The sequence below is a fragment of the Robertmurraya mangrovi genome (genome assembly GCF_034427655.1).
In the GTDB taxonomy this organism is placed as follows: domain Bacteria; phylum Bacillota; class Bacilli; order Bacillales; family Cytobacillaceae; genus Robertmurraya_A; species Robertmurraya_A mangrovi.
Genome location: NZ_JAXOFX010000008.1, coordinates 26,051 through 39,365 on the forward strand (window position 1 = coordinate 26,051; position 13,315 = coordinate 39,365).

Sequence of the window (13,315 nt, forward strand, 5' to 3'; positions counted from 1 at the left end):
GTAATATAACGAGTTGGATAGAATCCTATTTTTAAGTTAAATAAACTGAATATTTTGTGTTCTTTACGAAAAAGAGGTGATATGAATGAACCGTGATGCTGTTATCGTATCAGCTGTAAGAACGGCGATTGGAAAACAGGGCGGAGCATTAGCGACGGTACCGGCCCATGTATTTGGGGCAGAAGTCATTAAGGAAGCCATTAAACGTGCAAACATTCAACCTGAAATGATAGATGACGTTATTATGGGAAATGTGATAAGTGGTGGCGGAAATATTGCTAGATTAACAGCTTTACAGACGGGTCTTTCACTCGAAATCCCTGGTTTAACGGTGGACCGTCAATGTGGATCAGGGATTAACGCTATGAATTTAGCGGCTCAAGCCATTCAAGCTGGTGTGGGAGACGTGTATGTAGCGGGTGGTGTTGAAAGTATGAGTCGTGCACCTTACTTAATGGATCGCCCGGAAAAACCATATAGTCCGATTCCTCCAAGTTTTAGAAAGTCACAGCTATCTCCTAAAGAAGTGGGAGACCCGCCGATGGGGATTACAGCTGAGAATTTAGTTGAACAATACAAGATTTCTAGAGAAGAACAAGATGAGTTTTCCTATAACAGTCAACAAAAAATGGCTAGAGCAATGGAAGAAGGTCGATTTAATGAACAAATTTTACCGATCACGATTCCTGTGAAAAAAGGAGAACCTTTTGTATTTAGTCAAGACGAACATCCGCGTCCACAGACTACACTAGAAGCGCTATCCAAACTACAGCCAGCTTTCTTAAAAGGTGGTAGCGTAACAGCAGGAAGCAGCTCAGGATTGAATGATGGAGCAGCAGCCCTTGTTCTAATGTCTCGAGCAAAGGCTGAAGAATTAAATCTTCAACCAATGGCCGTGATTAGAGCACAGGCAGTAGCAGGTGTTGACCCTAATGTAATGGGAATCGGACCTGTCCCTGCAGTTAGAAAAGTGTTAAAAAAATCGGGTCTTACTTTGAATGACATGGATTTAATAGAAATTAACGAAGCCTTTGCTGCACAAGTCATCGCTTGTAATCGGGAGCTTCAAATGAATCTAGATAAAGTAAATGTAAACGGTGGTGCCATTGCTCATGGCCATCCATTAGGAGCAACAGGAGCAATTTTAGTAACAAAAGCCGTTTATGAATTAAAAAGAATCAATGGTAGATATGCTTTAATTACCGCTTGTATCGGTGGAGGGCAAGGCATTGCCACTATTATCGAGAGAGAGTCTTAGAGAAAACGAGATACTATTTTTACAAAATGATAACGCTTACATAAAGGAGATGGAATGATGAGTTTACACCCTGAAGTTAAAGCACTACTTGATTTGTTTGCTTCAAGAGGGGTTCCTCCGCTTGAGGAACAATCGCTTGAAGAAGGCAGAAGAAGCTTTGAACTGTCAGCGAATCTATTGAGTAAGGCTGAAAAGCTAGCTAAGACAGAGGATTTGATGATCAAAGGGTTTCAAAATGAGATACGTGTTAGAGTGTATACACCTGAAGGGACTAGTGAAGAAAAAGCTGCTCTTGTCTATTTCCATGGTGGAGGTTGGGTGATTGGCAATATCGAGACACATGATGCTTTGTGCCATACTCTTTCAAATGAAGGAGATTGTATCGTCGTTTCTGTCGATTATAGCCTTGCCCCTGAAAGTAAATTCCCGGTTGCCGTGGAAGACGCCTATTTAGCAACAAAATGGGTGTTTGACCATGCTGCAGAATTATCGATTGATTCAAATTTTATTGCCGTTGGGGGAGACAGTGCGGGAGGGAATCTAGCTGCAGTTGTTGGTTATTTAGCGGTACTTAGAAAAGGTCCTTCCATTGCTTATCAAATGTTGTTTTATCCATCAACTGGATATGAGCTTACCCCTTCCTATGAGAAATACGGAGAAGGTTATTACCTAACCAAATCAACGATGAATTGGTTCCGCGAGCAATATTTAAACAGTCCTGCTGATACACAAAATCCATTAGCCGCTCCTATGTTAATTCCAGACGATATCACACCACTTTTGCCACCTGCCTATATTATGACTGCCGAGTACGACCCGTTATGTGACGGAGGAGAGAATTTTGCAAAGAAACTTCAAGCTGCGGGTGTAGAAGCGAAATATGTTTGCGTTCCAGGATTAATTCATGGATTCCTAGGAATGACGGAGTTCCTTAAAGATGGTAAAAACGCCATGTTAGAGGCTGCTCGTGAATTAAAAGCAAGAAGTAGAAACAAGGCTACTGAGAACATTTAAAGTCTCAGATTTTCTATTCTAGGTTAGAACAAGAGTAAAGGAGAGTTGCTCATGCAAACATTGCATTTTAACCACTGGCCTAAAATATCTAAATCGTTAACCGTGCCAGCTACGTCTCTATATGAAAATTTATATGTGAGTGCAAGACGCTATCCTGAGCACGATGCGATATATTTTTATGGTAACACCCTCTCATACAAAAAGCTGGAAGAAGAGGTTAACCAATTAGCAGGATTTCTTCAGCAAAAATTAGGTGTTGAGACTGGAGATCGGGTATTACTTTTTATGCAAAATTCACCACAGTTTGTGATTGGTTTTTACGCATTAGTAAGAGCGAATGCCGTCGTCGTTCCTATTAATCCGATGTTAACTGCAGACGAATTGAGTTTTTATATAAAAGATTGTGGAATCACAACCGTAATAGTTGGTCAGGAACTTTATAGTAAAGTTCAGCCATTGTTAAATTCGACTTCCCTTGAACATGTCGTGGTTGCTGCCTATTCCGATTACAAAGGAGAAGAGTTCAAAGGGACATTACCTCCTGAGGTGGAAGCGCCTCGAGCCGTTTTTAACGTATCAAATCACTATCTTTGGAATGAAGCCATTGAAGCGAACTTCCAACCTACTGAACACACGATGAAGGCAGATGACCTAGTTGTCCTTCCGTATACGTCAGGAACTACCGGACTACCGAAAGGATGTATACACACTAATCGAACCGTTCAAGCCAATACGGTAGGAGCTTATCATTGGTCAGGAGTTACAACGAATGCGGTTCATTTAATGACTTTACCACTCTTTCATGTAACCGGAATGGTTCATAGTATGCACATGCCAATCTTTAGTGGAAGTACGATGGCTATTTTAACAAGATGGAACCGTGAAAATGCCGTTGAACTTATAAAAGAGAAAGGATGCACTCACTGGGTAGCGATTGCAACCATGATTGTTGATTTCCTAGCCAATCCAAATTTGAAACCGGAAGACATCTCTTCGTTAGTATCCATTTCAGGTGGGGGAGCAGCTCTACCGGAAGCGGTTGGTGAAAAGCTATTCAACCTAACTGGATTAAAATTTGTTGAAGGTTACGGACTATCTGAAACGATCGCCCAAACTCATTTTAATCCACCGGATCGACCAAAGATGCAATGCTTAGGTGTTCCGTCCTTCGATGTTGATGCCCGTATTATAGAACCGACTACCAACAAGGAACTAGGTATTGGAGAAATTGGCGAAATTGTGGTGAATGGTCCGCAAGTAATGGTGGGTTATTATAACCGAGACGATGAAAATAGAAGTTCTTTCATCGAATTGGATGGGAAACGGTTCTTTAGAACAGGAGATATTGGTCGTTATGATGAGGAAGGGTACTTCTTTATGGTTGATCGTGTAAAAAGAATGATCAATGCGTCCGGCTATAAAGTGTGGCCAACAGAGATTGAGTCCTACCTGTATAAACATCCAGCCATACAGCAAGCTGTTGTAGTTGGTGTTCCTGATTCTAAAAGAGGAGAATCGGTGAAAGCATTTGTCATCTTAAATGACGGATATGAAAACCAAATCACGGAAGAAGAGATTATTGAGTGGTCCAAACAGCATATGGCTGCTTATAAATATCCGAGACAAGTGGAGTTTCGAAAACAGTTCCCAATGACGAGTAGCGGGAAAATTTTATGGCGAAAGCTTCAGGAAGAGGAATGGGAAAAAGCGGAACAACAATCTAGATAGAAGCCTCCTGAACGTGTAAACAATGACCCTTTAAATAAGGAGGAGAAACATGGAGATTTTCATTCAACAGTTGTTTAACGGATTAACCATTGGTAGTGTCTATGCCCTTGTTGCTCTTGGATTAACGCTTGTATATGGAATATTGCACATCCCAAATTTTGCCCACGGTGCCCTCTATATGATGGGTGGATACGTTACGTTAACGATGATGACCAAGTTTGGTTTCCATTATTGGATTGCTATCTTTGTTTCGATCATTGTGGTTGGTTTCTTAGGTGTTTTGATGGAAAGGTTTGTGTTTTACCCGCTCCGGGAAGCACCACCAATCCATGATAAGATTGCCGCAATTGGAATTTTGTTATTCTTAGAAGCATTTGCTCATTTCGTGTGGGGGGCCGATTACCAAATGATGCCTTCCCCATATGGGCAAGTGGTCCAATTTTTTGGGTTAACTTTTACGATGCAAAGATTGCTAATCATTTTCTTTGCAATTATCGTCATGGTCCTCCTTTATGTATTCTTGAAAAAAACATATACAGGGTCTACCATCATCGCTATGTCCCAGGATCGGGATGGAGCAAGTTTAGTTGGAATTAATACAAACAAAGTGGCGATGTTAACCTTCTTTATCTCAGGGGGATTAGCAGCCATTGCCTGTTCGCTAACGGCGCCTATTAATCTCGTTTTTCCTGGTATGGGTCAACTCGTTATCCTAAAAGCCTTTGTTATTATCATTCTTGGTGGAATGGGCAGCATACCAGGGGCCATCATTGGTGGGTATATATTAGGACTTAGTGAAAGCCTAGGGGCTACCTATCTATCTAATGATTATAAAGATATCATTGCTTTTGTTCTCCTGGTCGTAATCCTATCCGTTAAACCAACTGGGCTCTTTGCAAAGGGGGGACATTAATGGCTAAGATACTAAATCAGAGGAACATCATTATTGCCTTCATTTTATTTGCCATAGTCTTTCCTTTCATCACACAAAATGGATACTTTATTCACGTAATGACTCTTTCGTTCATCTGGATGATTGGCGTATACGGCTTAAATTTATTAGCAGGGTACACGGGCTACCTTTCCTTAGCACACGCCGGCTTTTTTGCTATAGGAGCCTACTCATTAGGCATATTAACGGTAAAAGCACAGATGAACTTCTGGTTGGCATTTGTATTAGCTTTATTGATTACTAGTGTTTTAGGATTCCTCATCGGTTTAGTCGCTTTAAGAACGAAAGAGCACTTTTTTGCCATCTATACCTTATGTGTTGGATATATCATCTATCTCGTTATTGATAAGTGGGATAGTCTAACGGAAGGTGTGCGTGGTCTGATTGGGATCCCTGCTCCAGGAAACATTGGTCCCCTGAGCTTTGAGACCCCTTTATCTCAGTATTATTTAGTATTGTTCATTCTATTATTAGTCGTGCTTGTGATGTATAGAATCGTACATTCGTTAACAGGAAGAACGTATATCGCAATTCGAAATAGCGAAGATTTAGCCCAAACGATTGGTATTTCTACAACGAAAAATAAACTGACCGTCTTTGTTCTATCTACATTTTTTGCCGGCTTAGCAGGTGCTCTTTATGCCTCATTTGTCCGCTTTATTGGACCGGACATTGGAAATATTGTCATTACCTTTGATTTATTAACATATCTGCTTATTGGTGGGATTGGCACCTTGTCTGGTCCTATCGTTGGGACGATTTTAATTGTTTGGATTTCACAACAACTTCAATTTTTACAGGATTATCGTATGTTGATATTCGGTCCTGTTTTAACATTACTCATTATTTTTTATCCAAGAGGAATTGTAGGAGCCTTTTACACATGGAAAGCAAAGAGAGAAATGAAAAAGCAACTACAATCTAGTAAAACCGAAGCGGTAGTCATTTCAAATGAACAAGTAAAGGAGGGGTAACCATGTTTTTAGTGACACAACAATTGACAAAAAAATTTGGAGGGTTAGTTGCAGTCAATGAAGTTGATTTTTCCATCGAAAAAGGGAAAATCAATGCTATCATTGGACCAAATGGTGCTGGGAAGTCTACTTTTTTCAATTTAATTAGTGGTTTTCACCCTCCTAGTGCTGGAAAAGTGATCTTCAAAGGAATTGATATTACGAACATGCCGTCCAATAAAATAGCAGAACTCGGAATCGCACGCACCTTTCAAACAACGAATCTCTTTGAGCAAGCAACTGTTTTGGATAATGTAATTGTAGGACATCGATTGCGTACAAAATCAAACTTACTTGATGCAATTTTTCGAACGAAGAGATTAAAGCTAGAAGAAGAACAATGCCGTGAAAAAGCAATGGAAGTCATTGAATTTACCGGATTAAAAAAAGTGACGGGGAAGCTTGTTGGTAGTTTAACACAGGAAGAAAAGAAACGTACCGCTTTTGCATTGGCACTTGCTACGGATCCTGAAATCTTATTTCTTGATGAACCAGCAGCAGGGGTGAATCCAGATGAAACAGAAGGTTTAGCAGAATTGATGAAAAAAATGGTTCAAAAAGGCATTACGGTCTGCTTAATTGAACACAAAATGCAGATGATTATGAAGCTTGCAGATAAAATCATGGTTTTAAATTATGGTGAAAAAATAGCAGAGGGAACTCCAGAAGAGATTAGAAATAATCCAACCGTTATTAAAGCTTATCTAGGAGGGAGTGCCATTGCTTAAATTAAGTAACGTTGACGTTAAATATGGCAGTTTTACCGCTATTCAAAATATTAATCTTGAGGTGGAAGAAGGGCAAGTGGTTGTATTACTAGGAGCCAATGGGGCTGGTAAAAGTACTACTTTCAAGACGATTAGTGGGTTAAATAAACCCTCTCGGGGAGAAATTCTTTTTGAAGGAATGTCCACTGGGAAATGGGCTCCAGAAAAGAAGGTGCAATTAGGGATTGTCCAATGTGCAGAAGGAAGAAAGCTTTTTCCGGCTATGACAGTCTATGAAAATTTGAAAATGGGAGCTTACGTTCATAGAAGAAATAAAAAGCTGATTAAAGAAACACTTGAGCATGTGTATGAATTATTTCCTATCCTAGAGGAAAAACAACACGATGCATCAGGTTCTTTAAGCGGTGGACAGCAACAAATGCTAGCGATTGGCAGAGCACTCATGGCAAAACCAAAACTCCTGCTATTAGATGAACCATCTATTGGGCTAGCTCCGCTAATTGTCGAACAGATGTTTGAAGTCATACAGAAGATTAATAGAGAAGGGACAACGATTCTGTTAGCGGAACAAAATGCCCATGCGGCGTTAAAAATTGCTCATAAAGGTTATGTGTTTGAAAATGGTTCCGTTGTTCTTCAAGGAACGTCAGAAGAGTTATTTTCTAACGATGAAATTAGGAAAGCTTATATAGGTGCATAGTTGCCTTCCTTACTTTTAGAGGAGGTGGTCGGCAGGAGGTATCACTTTCGAATTCAGAATTTTTAGAAATAAATTTATAAGGGGGAAAAATCGGATGAAAAAAACAAAAATGCTATCCTTTTTGAGTTTAATTTTTGTTCTCATGTTTAGTTTGGTTGCCTGCAACACGAATGAGCCTACTAAAACAACGGAAGATCCGAATAAAACAGATGATAAAGGCAGTGCAGAAGTGGGTATGGTCAACATCGGTTATACTGGACCTCTAAGTGGACCTGCTGCACTTTATGGTGAGCGTACATTAAACGGAGTTAAAATGGCAGCAGAAGAGATTAATAATGCTGGCGGTTTTGAAGTCAACGGTAAGAAATATAAGCTTAATGTCGTATCACTAGATGATAAGTACCTACCGAATGAAGCGGGAGCCAATGCAAAGAGACTGATGCAAGAAAATAAAACCCCTATTATTTTCACTCCTCATAGTGGTGGAGTAGCTGCCTTACAAGTATTTAACCAACAGGATAAATTCATTATTGGAGCATACACAAGTGAACCTAAGATTACTGAAACAGGAAATAAATTAACCGTACGAATTCCTCCAAGATATGACGGCTATATTGAACCGTTTACTAAATATACAATGGATAATTTCGGAAAGAAAATAGCGTTTTTACCTACTGCTTCACAATACGGAAAAGACTGGGCTGAAAAATTACAGCCTCATTGGGAAGCACAAGGCGGGGAAGTAGTTTTCAACTCTTCGATTGATTTCACGAAGGAAACGGACTTCTTTACTTTAATCACCAATGCTTTAAAAGAAAAGCCGGATGTCTTGTTTATCGGTGGGGCATCTGAACCAACAGCGAAAGTGGCCAAACAAGCGAGAGAATTAGGGTTCAAAGGTGGATTCATCGTCATGGATCAGGCCAAATTTGATGAAATGAAACGAGTGACTGGTTCTTACGAATTGTTAAATGGATCGATTGGGGTCATGCCTTTAGTTAACTCCGACAGTCCAGCGATTCCAGATTTCGTCAAGAACTATAACGCCAAATACAAGGAAGATCCAGGTTCTGAAGCGGGATTAAACTATATTGCGATGCATATTTTTGTAGAGGCAATGAAAGCGGCTGGATCGGTAGATGATCCGGAAAAAATTAGAGCTCATATGCAAGATGGGTTAGACAATTTACCAGAGGATAAAAAGGTTTATGTGATTCCTACTATTGATGCAAATGGTGGTTTTGAAGCAGAGTTAATTGTTGCAGCTGTTGAAAACGGTGAGATTGTGCCGATTAAAGTGGATTAATAAGAGAGAGCTAGCAGTTTTTATGACTGCTGGCTTTTATTTTGTTGAATATTCCTAGTACTTTTTTCATAAGTTACTCACAAAAATGTATAGACAGAAGTTCTATTTATTAATAAAATCTTCAAGTGACTACTAAGTATGTGTGAGTTAGAATGATAGTTAGATATTTAAGTATGAGGAGCCGTTACATGCTAAGAAACAAGAGCTTGATAAGGATTATAAAGCTTATTATTCCTATTCTACTACTGACCATTATTTATGTAGAGGGTCGGAAGGAGTTAAAGGAATTAGATGCTTCTAATCTGTTCCTTCAAATAAAATCTCTCACCCCCAATCAACTTATTTTCATGTTCTTGTCGGGGATGATAGCTGTATCCGCGATGATTTTTTATGATGTTATTTTAGTAAAAAAGTTAAATATTACGATTAAATGGACAGCCCTCGTTAAAATATCATGGATTTCTAACACATTCAATAATGTATTAGGCTTTGGCGGATTTGCTGGTGCCAGTATAAGAGGCCTTTTGTTAAAGAAATATACAGGTGATTCTAAGGAGCTTTGGACATCCATTCTTTGGATCACACCCTTTATTTTAACAGGTTTGTCGGTATTAGCTTGGTTTCCGCTCTTTTCATTTGTAGATATTCAACCCGTACTTGATAATCATCAATGGCTTATATTAGCTTTATGGGGAATGGCAGGCTTTTTACCTGTTTACTCGTTATTTTTAATTTATACGAGAAGAAAAAAGGGAGAGCCCTTATGGAATCATTGGACGACTTGGGCTATTGTTGTCTCTATCATTGAATGGTTCATTGCAGCAGTGTTTATGTGGGGAATTACTGTTGTTTTAGGAAATGATCTTCCATTTCACTTCATTCTTTCCACTTTTATTGCAGCAGCAATAGCAGGTGTAATTAGTTTAGTTCCAGGAGGACTCGGTTCCTTTGATTTAATGATATTGATTGGATTAAAGTATTACGGAGTTGAAGATGGACAAGTTCTAATCATTCTACTATTCTATCGACTGTTTTACTTTTTCATTCCCTTTATTATCGGTCTTATTTTTGCTTCAACTGAAGTGATTGTCCAGACGAAAAATGCAGTCGTGCAAACCAAACTCGGTAAATGGTTAAAAAAATATGCACTTATTCCTGACTATTTAGTTCCAAATATCAGTCATTGGGCGATGGCAGCACTCGTTTTTGTTAGTGGAATACTGCTTTTGTTGTCAGCCGCTACACCTGCTATTTTAGACCGAGTCACTTTTGCAGAAAAACTTTTTTCAGCACCTATTTTAAATATGTCTTTCCAATTATCAGTAACAGCCGGTATTTCCCTCTTATTATTATCTAGAAGCATTCAGCTAAAAGTAAAAAGTGCTTATACCCTTTCATATATTGTATTAATAGCTGGGGCAGTTTTTACTTTTTCAAAAGGATTTGATTTTGAAGAGGCACTATTCTTATTTGGGATTGCAGCCTTATTACGTATATCGAAAAAACAGTTTTATAGAGAAAGTTTATCTCTATCCTGTGGCGCCTTTATGACAATGGCTGCCTTAACCATAGGGTCACTCGTTACTTATGTATTCATTGGATACCTTGATCATCCATATGAAAAGCTTAAACTTCCAGAAGACTTTGAGAGATTACTTGTAAAAGAGCCTTATGAGTTATTGATTTCCGCTATTATTGGATTGATTTTGGCTATTATTTTTAACTTTGTTGGATTTAAATTATTAGCTACCAATACCTCTCCACCGGTTAGAAATATAGATATAATCGATTTTCTAGTTGAACACAAAGGAAATGTATTAACTCACTTATCTTTCTTAAATGATAAAGAATTTTTCTGGACAAAGGATGAAGATGTGCTTTTCATGTATTCTACAATGGCTGATAAATTAGTGGTACTCGGAGACCCAATTGGTGATTCACATTCTTTTTCGCGTGCAATAGACGAACTACATCAATTTGCGGACGTAAAAGGGCTAAAATGTGTTTTCTATCAAATTCAAAAGAACCTCTTACCTTTGTATCATGAAAATGGTTATCATTTTTTTAAACTAGGAGAAGAAGCATACGTAGATTTAGAGGAGTTCACTTTAGTTGGTAAAAAGAAAACAAGTTTAAGAACGGTAAAGAATAAATTTGAAAGGGAAGGGTATAAGTTTGCTATTCATTCCCCTCCATATAACGATAAGTTTATAGCTGAATTAAAAGATGTTTCTGATGAGTGGTTAGGAAAGAGAAAAGAAAAAGGGTTTTCGCTTGGTTTTTTTGACAAGCATTATTTACAACAAGGTCCTATTGCTACTTTAACCAATACAGAAGGTCAAGTAATAGCGTTTGCTAACTTGATGCCAGTATATGATAACAACGAAGTTTTATCTGTCGATTTAATGAGACATTTAAGGAACGTGCCAAATGGGACGATGGATATGCTGTTTATCTCGATATTAGAGTATGCAAAAGAGAGCGGATACAAATCGTTTAATTTAGGAATGGCTCCTCTGTCTAATGTCGGTATGAACAAATACTCTTTTTTAGATGAAAAAGTAGCAGCAAAAATTTATCGTCATGGACATTATTTGTATCAATTTGATGGGATTCGTAAGTATAAAGAGAAATTTGCTACACGCTGGGAACCGAAATACCTTGCCTTTAGAGGTAGACAATCTTTACCGGTAACTATTTTTCAATTGTCATTGTTGATTGGGAAGAAGAGAAAATAGGGAGGATGAAGGCATGGAGAAATTAACCGACGACCAAATTGCTAGCCATTTAAAGAATATAGTTGGATGGAAAATTTCGAATGAAAAGTGGTTAGAGAAAAAATACCGCTTTGGGGAGTATTTAAAAGGGGTTGAATTTGTTCAAGCAATCGCGACACTTTCCGAGGAAGTTAATCATCACCCGTTTATTGCTATTGATTATAAACTAGTTACGCTGAAACTCACTTCTTGGCGTGCGAACGGGTTGACTGAGTTGGATTTTGAGTTAGTTAAGAGGTATGATGAGATTTTTGATCAGTTAAAAAGAATATAAAAATGAAAAATATATTATTGTCGAGCTAATTTTTGACTAGTAAAACCACTTCAAGAATTAATTGAGGTGGTTTTTTGGTTAAAAAACCTTAATTATTGAAAGTATAGAACATTTGTTCTATACTATGTATATAGTCATCTTTGTGATCACTCAGCTGTTTGTAAATTAATCAAAGGATGATAAATATGCCAAGGAAATTAGGTATAACTGATGAAGATATGATCAAAATGTACAAAAGCAATATGTCCAAAAGCAATATGTCCTTTAAGGAAATGACCACAATTACTGGACTCTCAGACCGTGCAATACGAAATGTTATGTATAAGCATGGGGTGAAGATGAATCGTGAACCATCCTCAGGTCAGCCTCGTAAACATAAAGTAAATGAAAATTTTTTTAAAACTTGGTCACATGAGATGACATGGGTTTTAGGGATATTTGTGACTGATGGACATATTAGTCAACACACTCACACAATCTACTTTAGTCAAAAAGATGAAAGAATTCTCCGTTTAATAGCAAAGTATATGGAAGCAGACTATGTACTAGCACCCACTGGACCAACAAAGAAAACCCCAACTTTAATTATTAATTCAAAGGAAATTAAAAATGACCTAGCAAAACTAGGCATCCACACTAAAAAGTCATTAAATGTTCCATTCCCAGAAGTCCCAGATGAGTATTTACCTTCATTTATTAGAGGTGTTATAGATGGAGATGGATGGGTTCAGCCGAAAGGTTATGTAATGAATATTACAACCGGTAGCTTACTATTTGCTGAAGGGTTATTTAAGGTATTTAAGAAATGGAAATTACGTACTGAAATAACTACTGAGATTAGTCAAGCTGGTAACACGATATATCGTACATGGGTAAAAGGAAAAATACGAATTACCTAAACTAGCAAAGATTATATATAATAATACTACTAACAACTTTGTCTCTAAAAAGAAACTTTACATGATACAACGATGTGAATAGAGAATTAAGGAGAAATGATATGTGGAAAGTAATAAACGGTAGACTTGTTCAACAAGCTGATCAATCAAGAGTAAAGTTTAGAACAAATATAAGCAAGGCTATTATTAATGAATTAACTAGACTCGCGATAGAAAATGATACTCACATTAATTACTTAATTGAAACTGGATTACAGCAAGTATTAAATCAAGGTGTTATTACTTATAATAAAGATCTAAGGCCTAAAGATCGAGTTCAATATAAAACTACATACGACAAGGAATTATTAGAAAATGTTAAAGAGTTTGCAAAGAAACATAATTTATATATAAATGATGTGATTGAATATAGTGTTGGATATATGAATATTAGAGATATTAAAGATCGAAGTTATAAACATCGAATAGAGTAGGGATGCACTTTATTTATAGAGTGTATCTTTCATAATTTCTATTAACGCCCCCACCATAATATATATTATAGGAAGTTGAATTAGATTGACCGAAAATGTCTCAAAAGCCTAGTATACTCAATGTTTTGAGACCGAATAAAAATTTCACCAATTGAGATACTTCCTATAATAAATTTTATTGAGAAGTTTTAAT

Annotated in this window: 12 protein-coding genes; all 12 read left to right on the plus strand. The window is 37.6% G+C overall.

Going from position 1 to position 13,315, the window contains the following annotated elements; genetic code table 11:
• The first annotated feature begins 85 nt into the window (after positions 1-85).
• The 12 genes from SM124_RS13045 (at position 86) to SM124_RS13100 (ending at position 13,122) form a co-directional block, all read left to right on the plus strand.
• Positions 86-1,258, plus strand: coding sequence for a thiolase family protein (locus SM124_RS13045; protein WP_322446964.1), 1,173 nt, complete (start codon positions 86-88; stop codon positions 1,256-1,258).
• Positions 1,259-1,312: 54 nt separating this feature from the next.
• Positions 1,313-2,272 carry a LipP1 family hormone-sensitive lipase gene (gene lipP1 / locus SM124_RS13050; RefSeq protein WP_322446965.1) on the plus strand — a complete coding sequence of 320 codons (960 nt, stop codon included), beginning with the start codon at positions 1,313-1,315 and terminating at the stop codon, positions 2,270-2,272.
• 51 nt (positions 2,273-2,323) lie between these two features.
• Complete coding sequence (locus tag SM124_RS13055; RefSeq protein ID WP_322446966.1) at positions 2,324-4,000, plus strand: long-chain fatty acid--CoA ligase; 1,677 nt, start codon at positions 2,324-2,326, stop codon at positions 3,998-4,000.
• A gap of 49 nt (positions 4,001-4,049) precedes the next feature.
• The gene (locus SM124_RS13060; protein ID WP_322446967.1) at positions 4,050-4,913 is read left to right on the plus strand and encodes a branched-chain amino acid ABC transporter permease; all 864 of its coding nucleotides are present in this window, start codon (positions 4,050-4,052) and stop codon (positions 4,911-4,913) included.
• The gene (locus SM124_RS13065; RefSeq protein WP_322446968.1) at positions 4,913-5,926 is read left to right on the plus strand and encodes a branched-chain amino acid ABC transporter permease; all 1,014 of its coding nucleotides are present in this window, start codon (positions 4,913-4,915) and stop codon (positions 5,924-5,926) included. The genes SM124_RS13060 and SM124_RS13065 overlap by 1 nt, the downstream gene beginning before the upstream one ends.
• A 2-nt stretch (positions 5,927-5,928) precedes the next feature.
• A complete protein-coding gene (locus SM124_RS13070) occupies positions 5,929-6,693 on the plus strand; it encodes an ABC transporter ATP-binding protein (protein ID WP_322446969.1) in 765 nt (254 codons plus the stop codon).
• Positions 6,686-7,393: an ABC transporter ATP-binding protein gene (locus SM124_RS13075; protein ID WP_322446970.1), complete on the plus strand. Its 708-nt coding sequence runs from the start codon at positions 6,686-6,688 to the stop codon at positions 7,391-7,393. Before SM124_RS13070 ends, SM124_RS13075 begins: the two co-directional genes overlap by 8 nt.
• A 94-nt stretch (positions 7,394-7,487) precedes the next feature.
• Positions 7,488-8,699 (plus strand): ABC transporter substrate-binding protein, encoded by a 1,212-nt coding sequence (locus tag SM124_RS13080; protein ID WP_322446971.1) that lies wholly within the window; start codon positions 7,488-7,490, stop codon positions 8,697-8,699.
• A 188-nt stretch (positions 8,700-8,887) separates the two neighbouring features.
• Entirely contained in the window at positions 8,888-11,437 is a 2,550-nt protein-coding gene (gene mprF, locus SM124_RS13085) for a bifunctional lysylphosphatidylglycerol flippase/synthetase MprF (protein ID WP_322446972.1), read from the plus strand.
• Positions 11,438-11,450: 13 nt separating this feature from the next.
• Complete coding sequence (locus SM124_RS13090; protein ID WP_322446973.1) at positions 11,451-11,750, plus strand: 4a-hydroxytetrahydrobiopterin dehydratase; 300 nt, start codon at positions 11,451-11,453, stop codon at positions 11,748-11,750.
• Positions 11,751-11,935: 185 nt separating this feature from the next.
• Positions 11,936-12,649 carry a hypothetical protein gene (locus tag SM124_RS13095; protein ID WP_322446974.1) on the plus strand — a complete coding sequence of 238 codons (714 nt, stop codon included), beginning with the start codon at positions 11,936-11,938 and terminating at the stop codon, positions 12,647-12,649.
• 101 nt (positions 12,650-12,750) lie between these two features.
• On the plus strand, positions 12,751-13,122 hold the full coding sequence (locus SM124_RS13100) for an rRNA methyltransferase (RefSeq protein ID WP_322446975.1): 372 nt from the start codon (positions 12,751-12,753) through the stop codon (positions 13,120-13,122).
• Positions 13,123-13,315 lie beyond the last annotated feature (193 nt).